This window comes from Allomuricauda sp. XS_ASV26 (genome assembly GCF_041224615.1).
Classification (GTDB): Bacteria; Bacteroidota; Bacteroidia; order Flavobacteriales; family Flavobacteriaceae; genus Flagellimonas; species Flagellimonas alginolytica.
Window position 1 is genome coordinate 174,325 of record NZ_JBGFGK010000033.1, and the last position, 24,294, is coordinate 198,618.

The following is a 24,294-nucleotide window of genomic DNA, read 5'->3' on the forward strand; positions in this document are numbered from 1 at the left end:
GATTATGAGGGAAAAAATAATTCAGAAAGCGACCGAAATGTTCTTAAACCTAGGGTTTAAGAGCGTTACCATGGACGATTTGGCGCACGAAATGGGCATTTCCAAAAAAACGATCTATTCCCATTACAAAAACAAAACCGATCTGGTACAACAAACCGCAATGGCCATGTCCGATTTTATTGTCTGTGGCATAGACGATATCGTGAGCTTACAAAAGAACCCTATTGAGGAACTGTATGAGATCAAGAGGTTTGTAATGACCCATTTAAAAGATGAAAAATCATCACCCTTGTACCAGCTCCAAAAATATTACCCAAAAATACACTCGGCCCTTAAAGAAATCCAATTCGAAAGCACCCATCGCTGTGTAGCCGACAATGTAAAACGTGGCATGGAACTGGGCATTTATAGAGACAACCTTAACGTGGAATTTGTTTCCAGAATTTACTTTATGGGCATTACCAGTATCAAGGACAACAGCATGTTTCCCACAGAAATATTTAGTAAAGCCGAAATACTAGATCTCTATTTAGAATATCACTTAAGGGGCATTGTAACCCCCGAGGGAAGAAAAATACTCAATTCAATCATCAATTCAAACAAAGAATAAATGCGAAAAACGTTATTCAGCCTGTTATTTATAATGTCTTGGCTGGCATCTGCTCAAGATGCACCGCCAAGCTTTAGCCTGGATCAGGCCATTGCACATGCATTGGAGCATAACTACAGTGCCCAGAATGCCGAAAGAGATGTCCTGGATGCGCAAAAACAAAAATGGGAAACCATTGCTACAGGACTTCCCCAGATCAATGGTGCCGTTAGCTATCAGAACCAGTTAAAACAACCCGTATCGCAGATTCCCGCCGAGTTTTTTGGTGGAGAACCCGGCACATTTCAAGAAGTGGTGTTTGGTCAGGCACAATCCATGTCGGCAACAGCTACCTTGACACAGCAAATTTTTGACGGATCATACATCGTAGGAGTACAAGCCACCAAAACATTTTTGGAGTATAGCCAGAACAACAAGGAGAAAACCGAACTGGAAGTAAGGAAGTCGGTAGTAGAGGCCTATGGCAACGTTCTATTGGCACAAGAAAGTGTATTGATCTCCGAAAGGAACAAAGCCACATTGGAGGAAAACCTCTACGAAACCAAACGTATTTATGAAAATGGTCTTGGTGACGAAGAAAGTGTGGATCAATTGCAGATTACACTATCCACAGTGGACAATCAACTCAAAAATGCCCGTCGAATGGAGAAGATAACACTCCAAATGCTCAACCTTGTATTGGGACTCCCGATAGATACCCCAACCATACTGAGCGAGAATTTGGACGACCTTACCCAAAAACAAATTGACCTTGCTCTGATCGATACCCCATTCGATATAGAAAACAATGTAGATTACAAAATGGCACAGAACCTTAACGAACAAAGAGAGTTGGAGCTAAAATTGGCCAAAAGTTATGCCTTGCCCACATTGAACGCCTTTGTAAACTATGGCGGAAACTCTTTTAGCGATAGTTTTAATTTTTTAAATAGCGGGCAGCAATGGTTCGGATCATCCATTTTAGGGATAGACCTCAATATTCCCATTTTTAGTTCATTTAAAAGAAGTGCGGGCACTCAGCGCGCCAAAATTGCCTTGGACAAGGCCAAAACACAATTTACAGAAGCTCAAGCACAGATACGTCTACAATTGGAAAGTGCCAAAAGTGATTATATCCTTGCCATAGAGCAATACGGCACCTCCAAGGACAACCTGGAACTGGCCGAGCGTATCGAGAAAAAAAATCAAATAAAATATTCCGAAGGATTGGCCACCAGTTTTGAACTGAGACAGGCGCAGACACAATTATATTCCAGCCAACAGGAGTATTTGCAATCCATGGTCGATGTAATCAACAAAAAGACCGAATTGGAAAACATCATAAACAAATAATAAAGAAAACCATTCCATCATGAAAAAAGCAATATATATAACACTAACCGCAGCGGTTTTGGCTTCATGCGGGGGCAATGGCAACAAATCTTTGGAGAAAGCACTTAGCAGCCAAGATGTTGAGGTAATCCGTGCCAAGCATGCCGAAATTTCAATAGAAAAGAAAGCGTTGGAGAGCCAATTAAAATCCTTGGATTCCGCCATTGCACTGTTGGATGGTTCTGCCAAGTTACCATTGGTGACCACCATAGAAGTACATCCTCAAAGGTTTGATCATTACCTGGAATTACAAGGAGATGTAATGACCAAGCAAAATGTACTTATTTATCCAGAAATGTCCGGAACACTGAACAAAGTGTATGTAAAGGAAGGACAAAAAGTAACCAAGGGACAGCTATTGGCCACTATTGATGATGGAGGCTTATCCAGCCAATTGGCACAACTTAGAACACAGGCCGAATTGAGCAAAACCACTTTTGAACGCCAAAAAAGACTGTGGGAACAGAACATTGGTTCCGAAATACAATACCTACAGGCAAAAACCAATTACGAAGCGCAACAAAGTGCCGTAAAACAAATGGAAAGTCAGGTTGGCAAATCCAGTATACGGGCCCCTTTTACAGGAATTATAGACGACGTGATCAAAGATCAAGGCACAGTGGTAAGCCCAGGTCCAGGTTCCGAGGTATTCCGCATAGTAAATCTATCCAATATGTACATCGAAGTTGAAGTACCGGAAAGCCATTTGCAAAACGTAACCCCAGGAAAAGATGTAAAAGTATATTTCCCGGTACTGGGCGATAGCGTTAACACAAAAATTAGACAGACCGGTAATTTTATAAACCCCAGCAACCGTTCGTTTACCGCAGAAATCCCCGTGCCAAGTCACGATGGCAAAATAAAACCGAACCTTACCGCACGTGTAATGATCAACGATTATACCAGCGAAAATGCCATTTTGATCCCACAAAGTATATTATCCGAAAATGCGGATGGAGAACAATATGTATTGTTGGTAGCCGCAGATTCCATTGAGAATAATCCAGTGGCCAAAAAAGTGGTCATAAAAACAGGAAAAACACAAGGCGATTACGTAGAAGTACTCTCCGGCATCAACGAAGGTGATGCCATAATAGACGAAGGTGCCAGAAGCGTAAAAGAAGGGCAACAAGTGAATATAAAAAATAGCTAGACAGCCAAAGTACAGACTATGAGCAAACAAAAGAAAAGCGTAGACAAGGAATTTGGGCTGTCGTCATGGGCCATAGATAACCAGACCACAATGTATGTGCTAATTTTGGTTATCCTTATTCTGGGCGGTATGGCATACTTTAGTATGCCCAGGGAAAGTTTTCCCGAAGTAAAGGAAACCAAGATTTACATTAGTTCCATTTACCCGGGCAACACCGCAGAGGATATCGAAAAACTGATTACGGATCCTTTGGAGGACGAGCTCAAGACCGTAAGCAATCTTGTGGAAATCACCTCTACCTCGCAGGAGGATTATTCCATGATCATTGTTGAGTTTGATGAGAACATCTCCGTAGAAGCTGCCCTGCAAAAGGTAAAAGACGAAGTAGATTCCAAGACCGCCGGCGAAGATTGGCCCACATTTAACGGTGCCAAGGTCGAGCCAAACGTATTCGATCTTAGTCTTTCCGAAGAAATGCCCATCCTTAACATCAACATCTCCGGAGATTACCCCATTGAAAGACTAAAAGAATTTGGGGAATATCTGGAAGATGAGATAGAAGGTCTCCAAGAAATCAAACAAGTAGATATTCGAGGTGCCCAAGAAAAAGAGGTGGAGGTTGCCGTGGACATCTATAAAATGATGGCGGCAAAAGTGAGCTTTAACGATGTGATAAATAGCATCAACAACGAAAACCTGACCACATCCGCAGGTAACCTAATTGCCAGTGGACAACGCCGAACCATCAGAATTGTAGGGGAAATAGACAAACCCCAGGACCTACGGGACTTTGTGGTAAAATCGGAAAATGGAAACCCCATTTACCTAAAGGACATTGCCAAAATTTCGTTTAAAGAAGAGGATAAAACAACCTACGCACGTGAATTTGGCGAACCCGTGGTAATGCTAGATGTAAAAAAACGTTCTGGAAAAAACATGGTGGCCGCGGTTGACCAGATCAAAGTAATCGTAGAGGATGCCATAGAAAACGAATTTCCGCAAGACCTTAAAGTTACCATCGCCAACGACCAGTCCTCCAAGACCATTGGTCAGGTGGACGATTTGGTGAACAACATCATCTTCGGGATCATATTAGTGGTAACGGTATTGATGTTCTTCTTAGGATTTAAAAATGCCCTGTTCGTAGGTTTTGCCATCCCAATGTCCATGTTTATGTCGCTAATGATCCTGGATGTAATGGGGTATACCATGAACACCATGATCCTTTTTGGTTTGATCATGGGACTAGGTATGTTGGTGGACAACGGTATTGTGGTCGTAGAGAACATTTACCGACTCATGGATGAGGAAAAAATGCCTCGGATAGAAGCGGCGAAAAAAGGAATAGGCGAGATCGCTTTTCCCATTATTATATCCACATTGACCACAGTAGCAGCATTTGTTCCGCTCGGCCTATGGCCAGGGATCATGGGGCAGTTTATGAAATATTTCCCCATAACGCTTTCCGTGGTTTTAGGTTCATCCCTTTTTGTGGCCATCTTCTTCAACTCGGTATTGGTATCCCGATACATGACCACCGAAGACAAGGAAATGCCATTAAAGCAGATTATTCGGATCACTTCTATCATCTCGGTGATCGGAATACTCATCATTATTTTTGGAGGAGCATATCGATCATTGGGGACTTTAATGGTGGTAACCGCCATTATGCTCTGGATCTATCGCCTGTTTCTTAGAAATTGGGCCAATACTTTTCAGAATAAGATCCTGCCCAATTGGGAAAGAATGTACGAAAAAACCTTGCGGTATGCCTTATCTGGGAGAAAACCTATCTTTATTTCGATCATCACTTTTGTATTGCTTTTGATAGCCTTTGCAGGATTTGGCGCATCGGTAGGAAGCCAACGGACCAAAGTAGAGTTCTTCCCGGACAATAAGCCCAACCAAATCATAGTGTATATTGAATATCCGGAGGGTACCGATATCGAAAAAACCAACAAAATAACCAAGGATATTGAAGGTAGGGTCTACGACATTATCAACTCCGAAGCTTATATGCACGGTGATTACAATTTTATGACCGAAAGTGCGGTATCTCAAGTAGGGGAAGGCGCCGGTAACCCACAAACCGATGGTGGTTCCAGTGCCGAAATGCCCAACAGGGGTAAAATTACCGCTACATTCCGAGAATTTAAGTACCGTGAAGGAGCAGATAGTGAGGAGTTGCTCAAAAAAGTGCAGACAGCGCTTAAAGATGTTTATCCAGGGGTTGCCATTTCTGTAGAAAAGGATGCGGTAGGACCTCCAGTAGGTTATCCCATCAACATAGAATTGGAAGGTGAGGATTATACGGAGCTGATCACCACAGCGGAACGCATGCGAAACTTTATCAACTCTCGAAATATTCCGGGTATAGATGAATTAAAAATCGACGTTAACAAATCCAAACCTTCTCTTTTGGTTCAAGTGGACCGCAAAAAAGCAGGTGAGTTAGGGGTTGCCACCGGGCAGGTGGGCCAACAACTGCGAAGCTCCATTTTTGGTTCCAAGGCAGGAATCTATAAAGAAGGTGGCGAGGATTATGATATTTATGTGCGGTTCAACAAAGATGACAGGTACAACACCAGTGCCCTGTTCAACCAACGAATAACTTTTAGAGACCCTTCCAGCGGGCAGATCAAGGAGGTTCCCATTTCAGCGGTCACCAAACAAACCAATAGCACCGGGTTCAGTGCCATTAAGCACCGCGATGTAAAACGCGTGGTTACCGTGTACTCGGCTTTGGCATCGGGGTATACAGATGCAGGAGCGATTGTTGGAAAAATACAAGAGGAAATGAACGATTTTGAGAATCTTCCAAGTGATATCAAAATAGATTATACCGGACAGATCGAGGAACAAAACAAGCAGATGGCTTTTTTAATGGGTGCTTTTTTCACCGGACTTGGACTTATCTTTTTTATTCTGATTTTCCAGTTCAACTCCATAAGCAAGCCAGGTATTATTATGTTGGCGATATTCCTAAGCTTGATCGGGGTTTTTGGTGGAATTGTTGCCACAGGCAGCGCATTTGTTATTATGATGACCATGATGGGGATTATCTCCCTTGCGGGTATTGTAGTGAATAACGGTGTGGTACTGTTGGACTACACCCAATTGTTGATCGACAGAAGAAAAGTAAAGCTGGGACTTGAAGAAGAAGATTTATTGGAGTCCGAAGATTTAATGGAAGCGGTGATCAAAGGCGGAAAAGCAAGGCTTAGACCTGTATTACTTACGGCCATCACCACAATTTTAGGTCTAATACCATTGGCCACAGGATTCAACATTAACTTTTTTACCTTGATGAGCGAGTTCAATCCCAACATATATTTTGGTGGGGACAATGTAATATTCTGGGGACCTTTGGCATGGACGGTAATTTACGGTCTGTTGGTAGCTACCTTCTTAACATTGGTAGTGGTGCCTATCCTGTTCAGTTTGGTCTACAAACTTAAGATCAAAATTCGAAACGGCAGATTAAAAAAAACAAGATCGTAAACAAACACCAATTCCCGAGCAAGCTTAAAGAGATATAATAAAAAAGCGGCGGCCAAATTTGGCCGCCGCTTTTTTTAAACACTGATTTTAAATTATTGGTTGACCGTAACGGCATCGCCTTGGCTCCAATTCTTTACTTGGGCAATACGATTGTCCGTAAAATCGACCTCACTTAACACATCGTTCTGCCAAAAAAACCATTTTCCGGTCTTTTGTCCGTTTTCGTATTGGCCGGTGGCAATTTTTTTACCTTGAACATTGAACATTACCCAATCACCATGTAACTTTCCGTTCAACATATAACCGGTCTGGGCAATTTCGCCATTGTCATGAAAATAAGTGGCTTTCACCATTTTTCCCATTTTTTCAAAGGTCGGCTTTGTATCTTGAGCCGATACGCTAACCGCAAACATCACCGCCAAAAATAATACTGCTTTTTTCATATTTTATGGGATTTTAATATTGTTAGTACTTAATGATAACGACACAAAGTTACTTAAATTTTACTTTAAATACACTTTTACATAACTTTTTGTTTACGTTAAATTAACTTTAAAGTCTTTATTAGCTGTTTTTCAGTGTTTTACGATGTCGTCAATTACGGGTAACACCCCTGATTATCGAACATTTTAACCTTTAATCCCCTTAATATTACTCAAGAATCTATTCTAATGTTAATTTAATGTTACGTAAAATTGATCTGGTCAGCTCTATTTGGGTCCAAAAAAATACTTACGTCAGAAAATCGACATATCCCCTTTAAAATACGCACATTACTATTAAATTTGCGCTCTTATACTAGGTAACATGTACAGAAGTAATACTTGTGGTGCATTAAGGGCATCGGATATAGGTTCAGAAGTAATTTTAAGCGGTTGGGTCCACAAAGTACGCGACAAAGGCTTTGTTGCTTGGGTAGATCTTCGTGATAGATATGGTATCACCCAATTGGTTTTTGATGAAGAACGCTCGTCCAAAACACTTTTGGAACAAGCTCGCGAGCTGGGTCGTGAAACCGTTATCCAAGCAAAGGGCGAGGTAATCGAACGTGCCTCAAAAAACCCCAATATTCCTACAGGTGAAATTGAAGTGCTTGTCACCGAACTTACCGTGCTGAACCATTCCCTACTCCCTCCATTTACCATTGAAGATGAGACCGATGGCGGAGAGGACATCCGAATGAAATACCGATACTTGGATATTCGTAGAAACCCGGTAAAGAACAAACTTATTTTTAGGCATAAGGTTTCCATGGAAGTTCGAAAATACCTTTCCGACCAAGGTTTTATCGACATTGAAACCCCATATTTGATCAAGTCCACCCCAGAAGGCGCCAGGGATTTTTTGGTGCCCAGCCGTATGAACGAAGGACAGTTCTACGCCCTCCCCCAATCCCCACAAACATTTAAGCAGTTGCTCATGGTCGGGGGAATGGACAAGTATTTTCAGATTGTAAAATGTTTTAGGGACGAAGATCTACGTGCCGACCGTCAGCCTGAGTTCACACAAATAGACTGTGAAATGGCATTTGTGGAACAAGAAGATATCCTGAATACTTTTGAAGGACTAACGAAACATCTTTTAAAAGAGATCAAGGGTGTAGAAGTAGATGAGTTTCCTCGCATTTCCTATGACGATGCCATGCGATTATATGGTAACGACAAACCCGACATTCGATTTGGCATGCAGTTCGGAGAACTGAACAAAGTCGCACAACATAAGGATTTTAATGTATTCAATTCCGCAGAACTGGTGGTTGGTATCGCCGTTCCGGGAGCTGCTTCCTATACCCGAAAAGAAATAGACGGGCTAATTGATTGGGTCAAGCGCCCACAGGTAGGCGCCAAAGGGATGGTCTACGTTAAATGTAATGAAGATGGCACCTACAAATCTTCCGTGGACAAGTTCTATGACCAAGACGACCTTGCCAATTGGGCCCAAACGACCGGAGCAAAACCAGGAGACCTTATCTGTGTGCTATCTGGCAACACCAACGAAACCCGAGCTCAATTGAGCGCATTGCGAATGAAGCTCGCCGAACGATTGGGACTAAGAAAACCAGATGAGTTCGCTCCATTGTGGGTAATAGATTTTCCGTTATTGGAATTGGATAAAGAAACTGGGGACTACCACGCCATGCACCACCCATTTACCTCTCCAAAACCCGGACAATTGGAACTATTGGAAACAAATCCGGGCGAAGTAAAAGCCAATGCTTATGATTTGGTGCTTAACGGAAACGAAATAGGTGGTGGTTCCATTCGGATCTATGACAAAGAAATACAGGCAACCATGTTCAAACACTTGGGCTTTACCCAAGAAGAAGCCAAAGCACAATTTGGGTTCTTAATGGACGCCTTTCAATATGGAGCTCCACCCCATGGAGGTATCGCATTTGGCCTGGACAGATTGGTAGCTATTCTGGGTGGCCAAGAAACCATTCGCGATTTTATTGCTTTCCCCAAAAACAACAGTGGACGGGATGTAATGATCGATGCGCCAGCAAACATAGATGACGAGCAATTAAAAGAACTCCATTTAAAATTGGACCTATGATAAATCAAAATCCCGTTCCATGAGCGGGATTTTTTAATACTTTTAATAGTATTATATACCTCAATGCCCTACAGCAACAAAAAACTGTATACCAAATTTCTTAAATGGCGATATAGAAATATCTCCAACAGGACCTTCATTCAAATAATGAGCCTGATCGTAGGTTTTTTGGCCGGACTGGTAGCGGTAACTGTAAAAAACTCCACCTACTTTATAGAATCGCTCTTAGAAAAAGGGATTGTCTCATCAGAAAATCAGTTGTATTTTATCCTTCCTATAATTGGCTTGACCTTGGTCTACCTCTATGTAAAGTTTGTGCATAAAGAGCCGTTACAGCATGCTGTTTCCTCCATTATTTTTTCACTTTCCAAGAAAAAAGGACTACTTGGGATCAAGGACATTTACACTCCCTTGATCACCGCACCGCTTACCGTTGGTTTTGGTGGGTCCGTGGGTTTGTTGGGACCGGCCGTAAAATCTGGGTCTGCGGTAAGTTCCAATTTGAGCCGATTGTTTCACATCGATGCCAAGACCCGAACACTTTTGGTAGCATGCGCTTCGGCAGGGGCCATTGCCTCAATTTTTCAATCACCTATTGCTGCCATCATTTTTGCCGTGGAAATCTTTACTTTGGATTTGACCATGATGTCCATGTTACCTTTATTACTGGCATCGATTTCTGGGGTATTGACCTCCTATTTCTTTTTAGGTAACGAAGTCTTGTTCAATTTCTCCCTTTCCGAGGGTTTTGAACTAAACGATACGGCATTTTATGTTCTTTTAGGGGTTGGCACGGGTGTGGCCTCCATATATTTCACCAAAATGTACTTTGCCATTCTATCCCTTTTTAAAAAATTGAAAAGTCCAAAATACAAGCTCTTGGTCGGTGGAGTGGCTATTGGGGTCATGCTTTACGCCATCCCCCCGCTCTATGGCGAGGGTTTTGGATTTATTAACAACCTGTTGGACGGCAATCATCAAAAAGCCCTTGGCACTACTCCTTTTGATGGTTTTACCCAAAATATTTGGATTGTAATCGCCCTACTTTTTGGGATAACCATTTTTAAGGCCATAGCCATGACCACTACCATAGCAGCAGGGGGTGCGGGAGGAGTTTTTATTCCCACAATGGTAATGGGAAGTGCTTTGGGAAATGCCGTAGCCAAAGTAATCAACAATTTAGGCCTGGGCTTTTCTGTATCGGAAAGCAATTTTACCCTAATTGGAATGGCAGGTCTTATTTCCGGTGTAATCCATGCTCCATTGACCGCCATTTTCCTTATCGCCGAAATAACCGGGGGATACCAGCTCTTTGTTCCCCTGATGATTACCGCGGCCATATCTTACTTGATTACAAAAAACGCACTGGATTACACCATTTACACCAAAGAATTGGCCAAGATAGGAGCGCTGTTGTCGCACAATAAAGATCAGATGGTTCTCGGGCTTATGGAAATGAACAATGTGATCGAAAAAAACTTTAGGCCCGTACATGCAGAAATGTCGTTGGGAGAAATGTTGCATCAATCGGTGTCCAAGTCCAAAAGAAACTTGTTTCCAGTATTGAACGATGATAGAAAATTGATTGGAATCATAGTCTTGGACGATATCCGTCCCATGATGTTCGACACCGAGATGTACGACACTGTTTTTGTTAAAAATTTGATGCATGCCCCGCCAGAGGTTATCTTTTACGAAACGGACAGCATGAAACAGGTTATGCAAAAATTTCAGCTAAGTGGCGCATGGAACCTTCCTGTCATTAAAAATGGCAGATACGAAGGTTTTATCTCAAAATCCAAACTGTTGACGGCGTATCGCAGAAAATTGATCAATTATTCCCAATGAAAATCAAGTTAAAACACATTATTTTTTTGATTATGTTGACCTCTTTGAGTTCAATTGCCTTCGGTCTTTCCCTCGAAGAAGGACATCCACAAGCGGCAAAGTATATAGGTGGAGGTACCGTTGGGCTCTTTTTGGTGGCCATGCCCCTATTCCTTTTTAAAGAGAGTAAGGGGAAAAACATGCAAGATTACATGCTCACCAAAGAAAATATTAAGAAAATGCAAGAAAAAGAGCGCAAATCATCTGAAAATCAATAATTTTCCGAATATTTAAAGTTCTTTTTACCCATTCACTCATAAAAAAAGTTACTTTCGTGTTTTAACATTTTATTTTTATTTAATGACTGGTACAGTAAAATTTTTCAATGAATCCAAAGGTTATGGGTTCATTACAAACGACGACACAGGAAAAGACATCTTTGTTCATGTTACAGCATTGAACGGAGTGGAACTGAACGAAGGCGACAAAGTAGAATACATCGAAGAAGAAGGAAGAAAAGGAGTGGTTGCAGCACAAGTGCAGGTAATCGGATAACAATATTTTATTTTGATTAGAATGTAAAACCCGGCGATGCCGGGTTTTTTTATCAGTTCAAATTTCTCCGCTGTATAAAAAAACGCTTTAGAAGTTCTGCCGACTCTTTCTCCAACACACCCCCTGACACAGCAGTTTTGGGATGCAGGTTGCCGCCCATTACACTATATCCGCGCTCTAGATCCGGAGCTCCGTAAACAACCTTGGATATTTGGCTCCAATACAGTGCTCCCGCGCACATTTGGCATGGTTCCAAAGTAACATAAAGCGTGCAGCCATGTAAATACTTGCCGCCCAAAAAATTGGAAGCTGCGGTTATGGCCTGCATCTCGGCATGCGCTGTAACATCCTTTAAGCGTTCCGTAAGGTTGTGCGCCCTTCCAATAATTCTATTCTCGATTACCACTACTGCTCCTACCGGTACTTCGCCATTTTCAAAGGCAATCTCGGCCTCTTGTATGGCTTTCTTCATAAAATAAGTATCGTCAAACGGATTTTCCACGAAATTTTAAGTCATTTTCAATAGATTGCTAAGCTACACATAAAATAATTTTAGGGATAATCGATACTTTTGTTTTTTATTCTTTGGAAACATTACTATCACATATCGATTCCCCTGCAGATCTCAAAAAGTTAGCTTTGGAAGAGCTGCCTAAACTCGCTCAGGAATTGAGGGAGTTTATTATTGACATTGTATCTACAAAGGAAGGGCATTTGGGGGCAAGTTTGGGCGTAGTGGAACTTACCATTGCACTGCACTATGTGTTCAACACCCCTCAGGATAAACTGATCTGGGACGTTGGACACCAAGCATACGGACATAAAATCCTAACGGGCAGAAAAGAGTTATTCGATACCAACCGCCAACTTGGTGGTATTAGCGGTTTTCCAAAACGGAGCGAAAGTGAATTTGATGATTTTGGAACAGGCCATAGTTCCACGGCCATATCTGCCATTTTAGGCATGGCCATGGCATCAAAATTACAAGGACATACAAGGAAACAGCACATTGCGGTGGTCGGAGATGCATCCATAGCCAGCGGAATGGCTTTTGAAGGTTTAAACCATCTCGGGGTGACCGATGTAAATGCATTGATCGTTCTCAACGACAATGCTATCGGCATAGACCCCAGTGTTGGGGCCCTAAAAAAATACCTTACCAATGTTAAGGCAGGAAAGGCAAAGGACGAGAACATTTTTGAGTGCCTCAACCTCAACTATTCCGGCCCTGTGGATGGACACGATTTGCAAAAACTTGTTGAAGAACTGGAAAGACTAAAGCATGTAGATGGCCCAAAGTTGCTCCACATCATCACAACCAAAGGAAAGGGTCTAAAAAAGGCAGAAGAAGATCAGGTGGTCTACCATGCCCCTGGCAAGTTTGATAAAATAACAGGGGAACGCATCAAAAAACCTGAGGTAATTCAACCTCCAAAATATCAAGATGTGTTTGGCCACACTATTGTGGAATTGGCCCAAAAGAACAGCAAAATAGTTGGAATTACCCCTGCAATGCCCAGTGGGAGTTCCCTAAAGTTTATGATGGACCAAATACCCGACCGAGCTTTTGATGTGGGTATTGCCGAACAACATGCTGTTACCTTGGCGGCCGGTATGGCAACCCAAGGGTTGATCCCGTTCTGCAATATTTACTCTACTTTTTTACAACGGGCCTATGATCAAGTGATCCACGATGTAGCCCTTCAAAAACTTCCGGTGGTTTTTTGCCTGGACCGAGCTGGCTTGGTAGGCCAGGATGGACCTACCCATCATGGTGTTTTTGATATTGCATATTTACGCTGCATCCCAAACCTTGTTATTTTTGCACCGCTCAACGAGCACGAGCTACGGGATATTATGTACACCGCACAACAAGGGCTGGAGCTTCCCATTGCAATAAGGTACCCCAGGGGGCGAGGTGCCATGATCGATTGGAAAAACCCAATGAAATCCATAAAAATCGGTACTGGCAAACAACTAAAGAAGGGCACCAAAATGGCAATACTTAGCGTGGGCCATATTGGGAACCAAGTTTCCGAACTAATCAAAAAATCAGGGAAACCGGAAGAGATCGGACATTACGATATGCGCTTTATCAAACCATTGGACAAACCATTGCTACAACATATTTTTGAAAACCATGAACACATAATTACCCTAGAAAATGGTGTCAAAATTGGCGGCTTTGGTTCAGCTGTGCTGGAAATTGCCAATGAAGAAAAGTATACAGGATCAATTAAGATTTTCGGCATTCCGGATTCTTTTATCGATCATGGAACCATTCCCGAAACCCTTAAATTGGCTGGTATAGATTTTGATGCCATACACTCTTATATACAATCAACCTTGAACCCATGCGAATAAATTGTTTTTTAATCCTGTTCTTTGCCGTTTTTGTTACTTCCAATGCTCAGATCACACGTTTAAAGGCCTTTGAGCCAGACAGTACCGACTCCAATTTTAGAGTTGTTCGCATAAAGGATGTAAAGCTCAAATATCTGACCAGAAACGCTAAGCTAACAGACCCCAGAACCGTACTGAACCGGGTAAAACCTCTGAGTATTTGGTACAAGCGGTTCAAACCAACTTCTTTCTGGAAAAAGGTGAACAAATTTGGACTTAACATTAGTGAAGTTGCTTTTGTGAACTGGAATGCCGGAGGGGACAATTCGGTGTCGGCCTTGGCAAGTGCAGATTTTGCCCGGAACTATAAGTTCCGTTATCTGGATTGGAACAATGAGGTCCAGCTGCGCTATGGCATCAATGCGCAAGAGGGCAGGAAACTCCGAAAAACAGACGATCAAATCCGCTTGTCCACCACCCTGAGTTTTAGAAAGGACACCATAACCAATTGGTACTATTCGGTAAAAGCAAACATGAGAACACAATTCTCCAACGGATATAAGTACCCGAACCGAGAGAACCCTATTTCAAGATTTATGTCCCCCGGTTACTTGTTTGTGGGTGTCGGTACATCCTACATACCGCCTCAGGACAAATTCAACCTTTATATTTCGCCCGCCACCATGAAATCCACTTTTGTTCTGGACGAAGCTCTTTCCAACCAAGGGGCGTTTGGTGTGGAAGAGGGAGAACACATTTTTTTGGAACTTGGTTTTTTGATCACCAATACATGGGAGACACAAATAGCGGAAAATGTTTTAATGAACCATCGCCTAAACCTGTACACGGATTATGTAAGAAGTTTTGGCAATATCGATGTGGACTGGGAACTTAATTTTAACCTTAAGGTCAACCAATACCTCAATGCCAACATTGGAACCCACCTTATTTTTGATGATGATATCAAATTCGACGAACAAATTGCCGAAGATGGCACAACAATAGACCCGGGCATACCCCGAATCCAGTTTAAACAACTACTTGGGGTTGGCCTACTCTATTCGTTTTAAATATGTCGGCCTGTCAACTTATCGTGAATGTGCACCGCTGCACTGTCGGACAAACTTGCAACAAAACAGCTGGTATCCAATAGGATTTTATAAAGTGATGCATCCGTATTGCGGTATTTCTCGGGCAAACTTGTTAAGAGCAGTCGGTCATAATTCGTATCCTGGCCCTCTTTTACATTTATCAAAGCCGTTGTGTACGTATCCAGTAAATCGGAAATAATGCGATACCCGGCCAACTCTTTATCCACTACTTCTGTGGACTGATAGATTTTTTCGACGCTCAATTTAATAATATCGGCAACTTGAGCGGTATATTTTCCTTTGTCGAGCAATGATACATTGAACTCCCCGTTCAATATTTTATCCTCATTTTTTACAAAAACATCCACGGCGTCCCCGATCAGTGTACTTATCGCAAGAGCCCTTAAATAACTCAAACGGTCGCTCGAGGTGGTCATTGTATTATATTTCTTCGTGTTGATGTTGTCCTTCACCAAATTGATAAGATACTCCAAGGCATACTCTTCCGGAATCAATCCTAAGTTGATGCCATCTTCAAAATCGATTATGGTATAGCAGATATCATCAGCCGCTTCTACCAAATAAGTCAAAGGGTGCCTTAAAAAACCTGTTTCCTGGTGGTCAGGGTTGGGCAAAAGGCCAATTTCTTCCACAAGTTCATGGAAAAAGGCTTTCTCCGATTGAAAAAAGCCAAATTTTTTGTCCACGATGTTCTTGGATGGTCTTTTGGGCAATGATCCTTTTGGGTATTTAATAAAGGCACCCAAAGTCGCATAACTCAAACGAAGCCCCCCGGGCACACCGTCCCTGGACTCTGACAATAATTTAAAACCATTGGCATTTCCCTCAAAATCGATAAGATCTTGGTACTCCTCTGCAGAAAGAACATTTCGAAATTGCTTCCCTTTGCCCTGTTTAAAATAATTGCCGATAGCTTTTTCCCCACTATGCCCAAATGGAGGATTCCCTATATCGTGGGCCAAGGCAGCTGCGGCAACAATTGCACCAAAATCATTAAATTGATAACCGTGGATTTCGGTCAAAAAAGGATACTTTGTCAAAATTTGCTGTCCAGCACTTCGGCCAAGACTTCTTCCCACAACAGAAACTTCCAAACTGTGTGTAAGCCGGGTATGTACAAAGTTTTTTTGCGAACCAACGGCGATCGGCATCGGAAACACTTGTGTCTTATCCTGTAAACTTCTAAAAGCCGACGAAAAAATAATCCGATCGTAATCCACCTCGAACCCCAATCGGGTCTCATTCTGTTCCTTTCTAAGCCTTTTACCTTTGTCTCCGAATCGTTTTAAAGAGAGTAACTGCTCCCAATCCATTGGTCCATTATTTGTTAGCGAAGATAAATCAAAAGATGAACCTAGGCCCTACACTGGAAAAATATTGATATTTTTAGGAGCGTATTTGGTAACATTTTGTTAACCTCATTGCCGAATTATAATGGCATTTTTGCCATATTTCTTAAAGAATGGGAGAGAATATTTACATTTTCATGGTTGTGGCCCTTGGCATATTGGCCATAACCGATTTGGTAGTGGGCGTAAGCAACGATGCGGTTAACTTTTTGAACTCGGCAATCGGGTCCAAAGCGATATCTTTTAGGACCATTATGATCGTTGCCAGTGTTGGTATAGCGTTTGGCGCAATGTCTTCCAGTGGAATGATGGAAGTGGCCCGAAAGGGGATATTTAACCCCGGTGAGTTCGTTTTCGAAGAAATCATGTTCATTTTTATGGCCGTAATGATTACGGACATTCTACTATTGGATTTTTTCAACACCTTGGGAATGCCCACATCTACGACCGTTTCCATTGTATTTGAGCTTTTAGGGGCCTCTGTAGCCATCTCCTTGATAAAAATCGCAGATACCCAAGGAGGGTTTTCGGATCTGGCCACATATATAAACACAGATAAGGCGGCGGAAATTATTTTTGGGATACTCCTTTCCGTTTTTATCGCATTTACCATAGGTGCCCTGGTTCAGTTTGTATCGAGAGCCTTGATTTCTTTTAAATTTCAGAACAAATCCAAGTGGGTAGAGTCTATATTTGGTGGCCTTGCGATTACGGCCATTGTATATTTTATTTTGGTAAAAGGACTGAAGAGTGCTGCCCTTTTTGACGGAGCAATTTCTGAGTTTGTGGCAACCCAGCCCCTTGCTTTCTTGGCCGGAAATTTTGCATTCTGGACGATTTTATCGTTTATCGTGGCAAGTTTTTTAAGATGGAACATATACCGCATCGTAATAGGTTTTGGAACATTTGCCCTGGCAATGGCCTTTGCTGGCAACGATTTGGTAAATTTTATCGGTGTACCTATTGCTGCACTTCAATCGTACCAAGATTGGCAGGCTTCTGGTATAACTGCAACGGAATTTAATATGCGCGGACTAGCCTCTGCCGTGCAGACCCCAACAATGCTATTGTTGTTATCCGGCGCTGTAATGGTAATTACGCTCTGGTTTTCCTCCAAAGCAAAAGGAGTTGTAAAAACCAGTGTCGACTTGGCCAGGCAAGATGAGGGCGACGAACGTTTTCAGCCCAATTATCTGTCTAGACAAATAGTGAAATTCAGTATCGTGGCTTTTGAAAACGTATCAAAAATTGTTCCTCCATCTCTTCAATCAAAATTGGACAAACAGTTTGTATTGCCACAAACCTATGTTCCAAAAAGCAAAACCCAGGAGCTGCCAGCATTCGATTTGGTAAGGGCTTCGGTCAACCTAATGGTGGCCAGTGTACTTATTTCCATCGCCACGTCCATGAAATTGCCCTTGTCCACCACCTATGTTACCTTTATGGTGGCCATGGGTACATCCTTGGCCGATAGGGCATGGGGTGCAGAAAGTGCCGTATATCGCGTTGCCGGAGTATTGAACGTTATCGGTGGTTGGTTTTTTACCGCCCTTAGTGCATTTACGGCCGCAGCGATAATCGCTTACCTGTTGTTTATAGGAAAATTTGTTTCGCTTGTTATTATGTTGATGTTGGCAGCGGTCATTTTACTGCGCAACTATATCTCGCACAACAAAAAGACCAAAGAAATAAAGGCCGAAGATAGTTTAAGACGTGCCGAAAGCAGTTCCATCCAAGGAGTTATAGAGGAAAGTGCAACCAACATTGCCAACGTTGTAAAGCGCAGCAACCGTATTTACTCGAACTGTATTCGAGGGTTGTCCAAACATGATTTGGACTTTTTGAAAAAGAACAAAAAACAAAGTAACAAACTCTCTTCAGAAATAGACGGTCTTAGAAACGATACATTCTACTTTATCAAAAACCTGGATGAAGCGCATGTGGGCGCGAGTAACTTTTACATTAATGTGATGGATCTTCTAACGGATATGTCACAGTCCCTCGAATACATCGGCAAGGTGAGTTACAACCACGTTAACAACAACCACAAAAAATTAAAATACAACCAGATAAAGGAACTCAAAGAGATAGATAATTATCTGGAAAAAATATTCAACAGCACGGAAAAAGCATTTGTAGATCGCTCCTTTGAGCAAATTGGAGATGTGCTTCAATCCAAAAACGAGATCAATGAAATGGTTTCGCAAAAGATAAATAGGCAGGTTTCCCGAACAAGGACGGAAGAATCGAGCCCAAAGAACACCACACTATATTTTTCTTTGTTGCTGGAAAGCAGGGACCTGATCACTTCTATGATGGAATTACTGGAACTCTATTATGCAGAGCACGATAGTTCCGTAAAACCAGCAACTATACCAAAGAAATAAATTCGGTATCTTACAACATCTATAAATTGTAAAGATATGATCAAATATTTCTTTTCTCTTATGGCAGTTGGCCTATTGGGCCTTGCGCCATTGCACTCACAATCCCTTTCTGCAAAAGAAGTTTTGGAAAAGGCCATTTCATTTCATGATCCAGATGGTAACTGGGCCAACCTAAAAACATCGTTCAAAGTAGTTATGGAAACTCCGGAGCGACCCAAACGCACAAGTGTGATTTCCGTGGATTTCCCCAAACAGGAGTTTGTCTTGGATGTTACCCAAGATGGTGATCATTACTCATATATTTTAAAAAACGGGTCCTGCGAAATCATGTTTAACGAGAGCAAAGAGTTTACCAAGGAAGAAGCCGAAAAGTATCGCCTGACCTGCGAACGGGGAACCATGATGAAGGATTACTACACTTACCTATACGGCCTTCCCATGAAGTTGAACGACCCAGGCACCCACCTAGATCCCGTGGTCCAACAAAAAACCTTCAAGAATAAAAAATATGTGGTTTTAAAGGCCACTTACGATGCCGAAGTTGGCAAAGACACTTGGTACTTTTATTTTGACCCTTCCACTTACGCCATGGAGGTATATCAATTTTTTCACGATGAAACCAAAAACGACGGAGAGTACATTCTTTTAGAAGGCCTGGCGGAAGTAAATGGCATCAAAATGCCAAAAACGAGGGCATGGTACATGAACAAGGACGATAAGTATTTAGGAACCGACACTCTGGAAAAAATACAATAAACAGTTCGTGTTTTTTTATCTGTAAAAGTTCATCTCGTCCATATATTTCCACACCGGTTCGGGCAGCATTGGACGAATATTTTTTCCTTGATTATGGGCCTTTCGAATAAAAGTGGACGATATTTCCATTATCGGCGCACTGACCTTGGTGATTTTGGGGTGATCCTCAAATTGATGGGCCATCTCGCCCGTAGAAATGCGCGGGTAAACATGGATCGAGTATTGCTCCAATATGGCTTCATAATTTTTCCATTTGTGGAAACTTTTCAGATTGTCTTCGCCCATGATCAATGAAAACGCATAATCCGGGCCATATTTATCTTCCAGATGGGCCAAGGTATCGGAAGTATAGTTGGGCTGTGGTAAATCAAACTCAATTGTACTGGGTTTGAGCCTGGGATAATCCTGTACAGCTTCGTACACCATTTGGAACCGGTGATTGTTGTCCAAAAGCGATTGCTTTACCTTAAATGGACTTTGCGGGGTTATAACAAACCAAACTTCATCCAAATCGGAAAACTCCACCAAATGGTTGGCAATGATCAAATGACCAATATGTATCGGGTTAAAGGTTCCAAAAAAGAGCCCTACCTGTTTCATACGTCAATCTTATTTTGAATCGGGATTCTTGGCCCCAACAAAATCGGCGACCAATTTGTGGGCTTCGTCGAGAGCTACATCCAGATCATAGTTTTTAATAATCTTATCAAACTGAGGGGCGGTTGCCAATTCTACCGACGCTTTGGCAATTCTCATATTGATCTTATCGTCACTCTCCGTGCTGCGCTTTTTAAGTCTGATCTTTAGCTCATCCACACTGGGAGGCTTCACAAAAACGGCCAAGGTCTTGTCCGGAAATTTCTTTTTGATCCTTAGCCCGCCAGAAACATCGATATCAAATATTACATTCTTGCCTTCTGCCCACAAACGTTCCACTTCACTTTTTAAAGTCCCATAAAAATTGTCGCGGTACACTTCTTCCCATTCCAAAAAATCGCCATCCTTAATGTGTCGCTTAAATTGGGAAACGGACATAAAATAGTAGTTGACCCCATTTTTTTCCTTGCCCCTGCGCGGGCGCGAGGTTGCGGAAATGGAAAAGGCCAAGTTGAGTTCCGGCTGATTCAACAAATGTTTTACAATGGTAGTTTTACCACTTCCCGATGGGGCCGAAAATATGATGAGTTTACCACCTTCTGTCATAGCACATTGAGCATTTGTTCTTTTATCTTTTCCAATTCGTCCTTCATTTGGACCACCAATTGTTGCATGGGTGCAAAATTGGCCTTGGATCCTATGGTATTGATTTCCCTTCCTATTTCTTGTGAGATGAACCCTAGTTTTTTGCCATTGGATTCTTTGGAATTCAGGGTGGTTTCAAAATATTTTAAATGGTTCGCCAAACGTACCTTTTCTTCGGTAATGTCGTACTTTTCCAAATAATAGATGAGTTCTTGTTCAAATCTATTCGCATCCAATTCCATCTTAAGGTCGGCCACAGCTTTCTCCAAACGTTCCCGTATCGTAGCCAACCTATCTGGATCCATGCTTTTTACAGCATCCAAAAGTTCGTTGAGTTTTTTTAATCGTTCTACAAAATCCTGCTCCAAAACCTTGCCTTCCTCATTGCGGAACTCCACTATTTTGGATAAGGCCTCGTCCATTGCTTTTTTAATGGCATCGTACTCTTCGGCATCGATGTCGTCTTTATCGGTTTTAAGGGTGTCGGGCATACGTAACGCCATTTCCAACAGTTTAATGTCATCTCCTTGGGCTATTGCGGCCAATTGCTCCATATACTTTTTAACTACACCCTTGTTAACTTCTGCCGTAGTCTCCTCACCGGTTATTTCCACATAAAGGCTAAAATCCACTTTACCCCTGTTTAGGGCACTGGCAATCATTTTACGTAATTCCAGCTCCTTTTCCCTATAAAACTGTGGAAGCCTGGCATTAATATCCAGATTTTTGCTGTTGAGCGATTTAAGCTCTATTGTAATTTTTTTTGAAGGAAGCTGAACTACGTGCTTCCCAAAGCCTGTCATGGATTGAATCATATACGTATGATTAAATTTTGCCAAAGGTAACCAAAATAGATTTTGACCTTTGAAGATTCTAAATTTTGGCCCCTTGAAAACTACTCCAGTTCCCTGACCCAAATATTACGGTAGCTCACCCTGCTATTGTCCCCATGGTCCTGAAGCCTAAGAGGTCCCTTGCCATGTGGCGGATTCTTGGGCCAACCAATATATGGCGTTGTGCCCTTGATCTCCACATGGTCCTGGATCAACACACCATTGTGGATAACGGTAATGGTCCCAGATTTTATTTTTTGTCCTTTTTCGAACACTGGTGCATGATAAATAATATCGTAGGTGTTCCATTCGCCAGATGGGACCGATGCCATGGCCAAGGGTACATGCTGTTTATAAATGGAGCCCACTTGACCATTTACATAGGTGTCGTTGTTATTGTTGTCCAATACTTGAACTTCATAGATTCCATTTAAGAAAACACCGCTATTACCTCGGTTTTGTCCATCCATTTGCACTTCTGCTGGGGATTTCCACTCAATATGAAGCTGAATGCTCCCAAAATTTTGTTTGGTCTGAATATCTCCCGTCTTGTCCTTTACGGTCATGCTGCCATCTTCGTTCAAGAGCCATTTGGCATCCGTGCTATCCCTGGAACTTATCCAATTTTTAAAAGATGTCCCATCAAAAAGTACGATGGCATCACTTGGAGGAGCTCCTGCTTTGCCCGGAATTACCTTTGGCGGCACTGGTTCATAAATCTCCGTTTCCTCGGGAGTGGTTGGCTCTATGTCCTGGGACCAAGTCCATCCACTAAACAAGATGGCCAAAAGCAATGGAACAATTTTTAATTTATACATATTATAATGCTTTGATCTTTATGTTTTTATAGGACACCCTGTCCCCATGATCTTGTAAACCGATTTTTCCAGTCCTGTAAGCGCCAAAACCTTCCCAATCTGCAAATTTTGAGGATGTGACCATTTTGTCCCAATCCGGCCCATGCACTGGAAACTCCACTATTTTTGTTCCATTCAATACTACATGTCCTTTGTTGGTCTTATGGTTCACCATTAATTCAAACGTATTCCATTCACCGGCTGGCTTGGTTACATGTTGGGTAGGCGAAACCATATCGTACAAAGCTCCTGCCATACGATTTTCCCCATTTTGGGCATCAGGATGTCTTTCATTGTCCAACACTTGTATTTCTGGTCCTGTTAAATAGGGCTGGGCGTATTTTTCATCTTCTGAAACACCCCAAAAAATCCCACTATTTCCCCCTTCGGCAATTTTCCATTCCATAGTCAAAATAAAATCCGTAAACTCAGCATCACTAACCAAATTAAAAGACGCTCCTTCTTCCCTGTTTTCCGGTGGGTAGAACACCATGGCCCCATCTTCCAATTTCCATGGCTCGGTAACTGGTCCGCCATTATAGTAATGCCAACCTTCGAATGAACTTCCGTCGAATAGGGTAACCCACTCATTTTCGGATTCTTTCACAATCTCGATCACTTCTTCTTTTTCTTCCTTATTTTCCTTTGGGTTTTCTTTACAGGCAACGCTAATGGCCAGTAATGCCAACATCAAAGCTCTTTTCATAGTCCAAGTATTTTTTTCAATTTTTCCTTATCCACATCTGCTCCGGCAAAATCGTCAAAGGTTTTGGTTGTTGCCTCTATTATATGATCTTGAATAAATTTAGCGCCTTCGCGCGCTCCTTGTTCCGGGCTTTTAATACAGCATTCCCATTCCATAACGGCCCAAACATCGCAGCCATATTGGGTAAGTTTGGAGAAAATGGTCTTAAAATCGATCTGTCCATCCCCTAGGGACCTGTATCTCCCTGCTCTGTCTCCCCAATCGTTGAAACCGCCAAATGCTCCCTTTTTACCTGTTGGGTTAAATTCCGAATCCTTTACGTGAAAGGATTTGATGAACTCATGATAATGATCGATATACGCAATATAATCCAGTTGTTGCAAAACAAAGTGACTTGGATCATAAAGTATGTTTACGCGCTTATGGTTTCCCGTAGCTTCCAAAAATCTTTCAAAAGTATCCCCATCGTGAAGGTCTTCTCCGGGATGAATCTCGTAACAGACATCCACGCCCTCTTCATCAAAATGATCGAGGATGGGCTTCCATCGATTGGCGAGCTCTTCAAAACCCATTTCCACCAATCCGGCAGGACGCTGTGGCCACGGGTGGGCGGTATGCCAAAGCAATGAGCCCGAAAAAGTGGCATGGACGTTAAGTCCGAGCCTACGGCTTGCTGTTGCCGCTTTTTTAACCGTTTCAACTGCCCATTTGGTTCGTTCTTTCGGTTTTCCGTGCAGTTCCTTGGGAGCAAAATTATCGAACATAATATCGTATGCAGGATGAACAGCCACCAATTGTCCCTGCAAGTGGGTGGAAAGTTCGGTGATCTCCAATCCGTAGGAATTAATTTTTCCCTTGAGCTCATCGCAATAATCCTGACTTTCTGCTGCTTGGTCCAAATCTATAAGAAATGATTCCCAAGTTGGTATTTGAATGCCCTTGTAACCAAGGTCGGAGGCCCACTTGCACATTCCATCCAAGGTATTGAAAGGAGGTTGACTGTCCACAAATTGAGCCAAGAACACAGCTGGTCCTTTGATTGTCTTCATTGAATTTAATTTTAAGGAATTAGGAAATCCCAATCAAATTGGGATTTATCTTCTATATTTAAGAAAAAAACTATGCTATTTTTACAC

21 protein-coding genes are annotated in these 24,294 nt (G+C 42.2%); 12 read left to right on the forward strand and 9 right to left on the reverse strand.

Going from position 1 to position 24,294, the window contains the following annotated elements; all coding sequences use genetic code 11:
* The first annotated feature begins 4 nt into the window (after positions 1-4).
* From AB9K32_RS12880 to AB9K32_RS12895, 4 genes are read left to right on the forward strand one after another with little or no spacing between them, the layout of a single operon-like run.
* A complete protein-coding gene (locus AB9K32_RS12880; protein WP_224835794.1) occupies positions 5-610 on the forward strand; it encodes a TetR/AcrR family transcriptional regulator in 606 nt (201 codons plus the stop codon).
* On the forward strand, positions 611-1,942 hold the full coding sequence (locus tag AB9K32_RS12885; RefSeq protein WP_224835795.1) for a TolC family protein: 1,332 nt from the start codon (positions 611-613) through the stop codon (positions 1,940-1,942).
* A 19-nt stretch (positions 1,943-1,961) separates the two neighbouring features.
* Positions 1,962-3,134 (forward strand): efflux RND transporter periplasmic adaptor subunit, encoded by a 1,173-nt coding sequence (locus AB9K32_RS12890; protein ID WP_224835796.1) that lies wholly within the window; start codon positions 1,962-1,964, stop codon positions 3,132-3,134.
* A gap of 18 nt (positions 3,135-3,152) precedes the next feature.
* Complete coding sequence (locus tag AB9K32_RS12895; RefSeq protein ID WP_369885422.1) at positions 3,153-6,635, forward strand: efflux RND transporter permease subunit; 3,483 nt, start codon at positions 3,153-3,155, stop codon at positions 6,633-6,635.
* A 92-nt stretch (positions 6,636-6,727) separates the two neighbouring features.
* Here AB9K32_RS12895 and AB9K32_RS12900 read toward each other — a convergent pair whose 3' ends face one another.
* Positions 6,728-7,078 carry a toxin-antitoxin system YwqK family antitoxin gene (locus AB9K32_RS12900; RefSeq protein WP_224835798.1) on the reverse strand — a complete coding sequence of 117 codons (351 nt, stop codon included), beginning with the start codon at positions 7,076-7,078 and terminating at the stop codon, positions 6,728-6,730.
* Between the two features lie 364 nt (positions 7,079-7,442).
* Between AB9K32_RS12900 and aspS the strand changes: the two genes are divergently transcribed.
* The 4 genes from aspS to AB9K32_RS12920 all read left to right on the forward strand — a co-directional run bounded on the left by aspS (position 7,443) and on the right by AB9K32_RS12920 (position 11,573).
* A complete protein-coding gene (gene aspS / locus AB9K32_RS12905; RefSeq protein ID WP_369885423.1) occupies positions 7,443-9,191 on the forward strand; it encodes an aspartate--tRNA ligase in 1,749 nt (582 codons plus the stop codon).
* A gap of 63 nt (positions 9,192-9,254) precedes the next feature.
* Positions 9,255-11,039 (forward strand): chloride channel protein, encoded by a 1,785-nt coding sequence (locus tag AB9K32_RS12910; protein WP_252081129.1) that lies wholly within the window; start codon positions 9,255-9,257, stop codon positions 11,037-11,039.
* The gene (locus tag AB9K32_RS12915; protein WP_224835801.1) at positions 11,036-11,296 is read left to right on the forward strand and encodes a hypothetical protein; all 261 of its coding nucleotides are present in this window, start codon (positions 11,036-11,038) and stop codon (positions 11,294-11,296) included. Before AB9K32_RS12910 ends, AB9K32_RS12915 begins: the two co-directional genes overlap by 4 nt.
* Positions 11,297-11,378: 82 nt before the next feature.
* The gene (locus AB9K32_RS12920; protein WP_163624136.1) at positions 11,379-11,573 is read left to right on the forward strand and encodes a cold-shock protein; all 195 of its coding nucleotides are present in this window, start codon (positions 11,379-11,381) and stop codon (positions 11,571-11,573) included.
* A 52-nt stretch (positions 11,574-11,625) separates the two neighbouring features.
* On the opposite strand, the gene AB9K32_RS12925 is transcribed toward AB9K32_RS12920, so the two are convergent.
* On the reverse strand, positions 11,626-12,075 hold the full coding sequence (locus AB9K32_RS12925) for a nucleoside deaminase (RefSeq protein WP_252081128.1): 450 nt from the start codon (positions 12,073-12,075) through the stop codon (positions 11,626-11,628).
* Positions 12,076-12,158: 83 nt separating this feature from the next.
* Here AB9K32_RS12925 and AB9K32_RS12930 point away from each other — a divergent pair, with 83 nt between their 5' ends.
* Positions 12,159-13,937: a 1-deoxy-D-xylulose-5-phosphate synthase gene (locus tag AB9K32_RS12930; protein ID WP_369885424.1), complete on the forward strand. Its 1,779-nt coding sequence runs from the start codon at positions 12,159-12,161 to the stop codon at positions 13,935-13,937.
* Positions 13,928-14,986, forward strand: a complete 1,059-nt coding sequence (locus tag AB9K32_RS12935) for a DUF3078 domain-containing protein (RefSeq protein WP_224835804.1) — start codon at positions 13,928-13,930, stop codon at positions 14,984-14,986. Before AB9K32_RS12930 ends, AB9K32_RS12935 begins: the two co-directional genes overlap by 10 nt.
* Here the strand turns inward: AB9K32_RS12935 and dgt are convergent.
* A complete protein-coding gene (dgt, locus tag AB9K32_RS12940; RefSeq protein WP_369885425.1) occupies positions 14,983-16,341 on the reverse strand; it encodes a dGTP triphosphohydrolase in 1,359 nt (452 codons plus the stop codon). The two genes, AB9K32_RS12935 and dgt, sit on opposite strands and share 4 nt — an antisense overlap.
* Before the next feature lie 149 nt (positions 16,342-16,490).
* Here dgt and AB9K32_RS12945 point away from each other — a divergent pair, with 149 nt between their 5' ends.
* A complete protein-coding gene (locus tag AB9K32_RS12945; protein ID WP_224835806.1) occupies positions 16,491-18,764 on the forward strand; it encodes an inorganic phosphate transporter in 2,274 nt (757 codons plus the stop codon).
* Positions 18,765-18,800: 36 nt separating this feature from the next.
* Positions 18,801-19,520 (forward strand): DUF6503 family protein, encoded by a 720-nt coding sequence (locus AB9K32_RS12950; protein ID WP_369885426.1) that lies wholly within the window; start codon positions 18,801-18,803, stop codon positions 19,518-19,520.
* A gap of 15 nt (positions 19,521-19,535) precedes the next feature.
* On the opposite strand, the gene nadD is transcribed toward AB9K32_RS12950, so the two are convergent.
* The 6 genes from nadD to AB9K32_RS12980 all read right to left on the reverse strand — a co-directional run bounded on the left by nadD (position 19,536) and on the right by AB9K32_RS12980 (position 24,207).
* Positions 19,536-20,120, reverse strand: a complete 585-nt coding sequence (gene nadD, locus AB9K32_RS12955; RefSeq protein ID WP_224835808.1) for a nicotinate (nicotinamide) nucleotide adenylyltransferase — start codon at positions 20,118-20,120, stop codon at positions 19,536-19,538.
* A 9-nt stretch (positions 20,121-20,129) separates the two neighbouring features.
* The gene (gmk, locus tag AB9K32_RS12960) at positions 20,130-20,723 is read right to left on the reverse strand and encodes a guanylate kinase (protein WP_224835809.1); all 594 of its coding nucleotides are present in this window, start codon (positions 20,721-20,723) and stop codon (positions 20,130-20,132) included.
* A complete protein-coding gene (locus AB9K32_RS12965; protein WP_369885427.1) occupies positions 20,720-21,577 on the reverse strand; it encodes a YicC/YloC family endoribonuclease in 858 nt (285 codons plus the stop codon). Before AB9K32_RS12965 ends, gmk begins: the two co-directional genes overlap by 4 nt.
* A gap of 80 nt (positions 21,578-21,657) precedes the next feature.
* Positions 21,658-22,413 carry a DUF1080 domain-containing protein gene (locus AB9K32_RS12970; RefSeq protein ID WP_293297601.1) on the reverse strand — a complete coding sequence of 252 codons (756 nt, stop codon included), beginning with the start codon at positions 22,411-22,413 and terminating at the stop codon, positions 21,658-21,660.
* Position 22,414: 1 nt separating this feature from the next.
* The gene (locus AB9K32_RS12975) at positions 22,415-23,158 is read right to left on the reverse strand and encodes a DUF1080 domain-containing protein (protein WP_369885428.1); all 744 of its coding nucleotides are present in this window, start codon (positions 23,156-23,158) and stop codon (positions 22,415-22,417) included.
* The gene (locus tag AB9K32_RS12980) at positions 23,155-24,207 is read right to left on the reverse strand and encodes a sugar phosphate isomerase/epimerase (RefSeq protein ID WP_252081121.1); all 1,053 of its coding nucleotides are present in this window, start codon (positions 24,205-24,207) and stop codon (positions 23,155-23,157) included. The genes AB9K32_RS12975 and AB9K32_RS12980 overlap by 4 nt, the downstream gene beginning before the upstream one ends.
* Between the last annotated feature and the right edge of the window lie 87 nt (positions 24,208-24,294).

Bases quoted from the DNA above. Each gene is read 5' to 3' on its own strand.
- AB9K32_RS12975 (WP_369885428.1), bottom strand. From the start codon at position 23,158: ATGAAAAGAGCTTTGATGTTGGCATTACTGGCCATTAGCGTTGCCTGT.
- AB9K32_RS12970 (WP_293297601.1), bottom strand. From the start codon at position 22,413: ATGTATAAATTAAAAATTGTTCCATTGCTTTTGGCCATCTTGTTTAGT.
- AB9K32_RS12920 (WP_163624136.1), top strand. From the start codon at position 11,379: ATGACTGGTACAGTAAAATTTTTCAATGAATCCAAAGGTTATGGGTTC.
- aspS (WP_369885423.1), top strand. From the start codon at position 7,443: ATGTACAGAAGTAATACTTGTGGTGCATTAAGGGCATCGGATATAGGT.
- AB9K32_RS12915 (WP_224835801.1), top strand. From the start codon at position 11,036: ATGAAAATCAAGTTAAAACACATTATTTTTTTGATTATGTTGACCTCT.
- gmk (WP_224835809.1), bottom strand. From the start codon at position 20,723: ATGACAGAAGGTGGTAAACTCATCATATTTTCGGCCCCATCGGGAAGT.
- dgt (WP_369885425.1), bottom strand. From the start codon at position 16,341: ATGGATTGGGAGCAGTTACTCTCTTTAAAACGATTCGGAGACAAAGGT.
- AB9K32_RS12900 (WP_224835798.1), bottom strand. From the start codon at position 7,078: ATGAAAAAAGCAGTATTATTTTTGGCGGTGATGTTTGCGGTTAGCGTA.
- AB9K32_RS12965 (WP_369885427.1), bottom strand. From the start codon at position 21,577: ATGATTCAATCCATGACAGGCTTTGGGAAGCACGTAGTTCAGCTTCCT.
- AB9K32_RS12890 (WP_224835796.1), top strand. From the start codon at position 1,962: ATGAAAAAAGCAATATATATAACACTAACCGCAGCGGTTTTGGCTTCA.
- AB9K32_RS12895 (WP_369885422.1), top strand. From the start codon at position 3,153: ATGAGCAAACAAAAGAAAAGCGTAGACAAGGAATTTGGGCTGTCGTCA.
- AB9K32_RS12935 (WP_224835804.1), top strand. From the start codon at position 13,928: ATGCGAATAAATTGTTTTTTAATCCTGTTCTTTGCCGTTTTTGTTACT.
- AB9K32_RS12910 (WP_252081129.1), top strand. From the start codon at position 9,255: ATGCCCTACAGCAACAAAAAACTGTATACCAAATTTCTTAAATGGCGA.
- AB9K32_RS12945 (WP_224835806.1), top strand. From the start codon at position 16,491: ATGGGAGAGAATATTTACATTTTCATGGTTGTGGCCCTTGGCATATTG.
- AB9K32_RS12880 (WP_224835794.1), top strand. From the start codon at position 5: ATGAGGGAAAAAATAATTCAGAAAGCGACCGAAATGTTCTTAAACCTA.
- AB9K32_RS12950 (WP_369885426.1), top strand. From the start codon at position 18,801: ATGATCAAATATTTCTTTTCTCTTATGGCAGTTGGCCTATTGGGCCTT.
- AB9K32_RS12980 (WP_252081121.1), bottom strand. From the start codon at position 24,207: ATGAAGACAATCAAAGGACCAGCTGTGTTCTTGGCTCAATTTGTGGAC.
- AB9K32_RS12885 (WP_224835795.1), top strand. From the start codon at position 611: ATGCGAAAAACGTTATTCAGCCTGTTATTTATAATGTCTTGGCTGGCA.
- nadD (WP_224835808.1), bottom strand. From the start codon at position 20,120: ATGAAACAGGTAGGGCTCTTTTTTGGAACCTTTAACCCGATACATATT.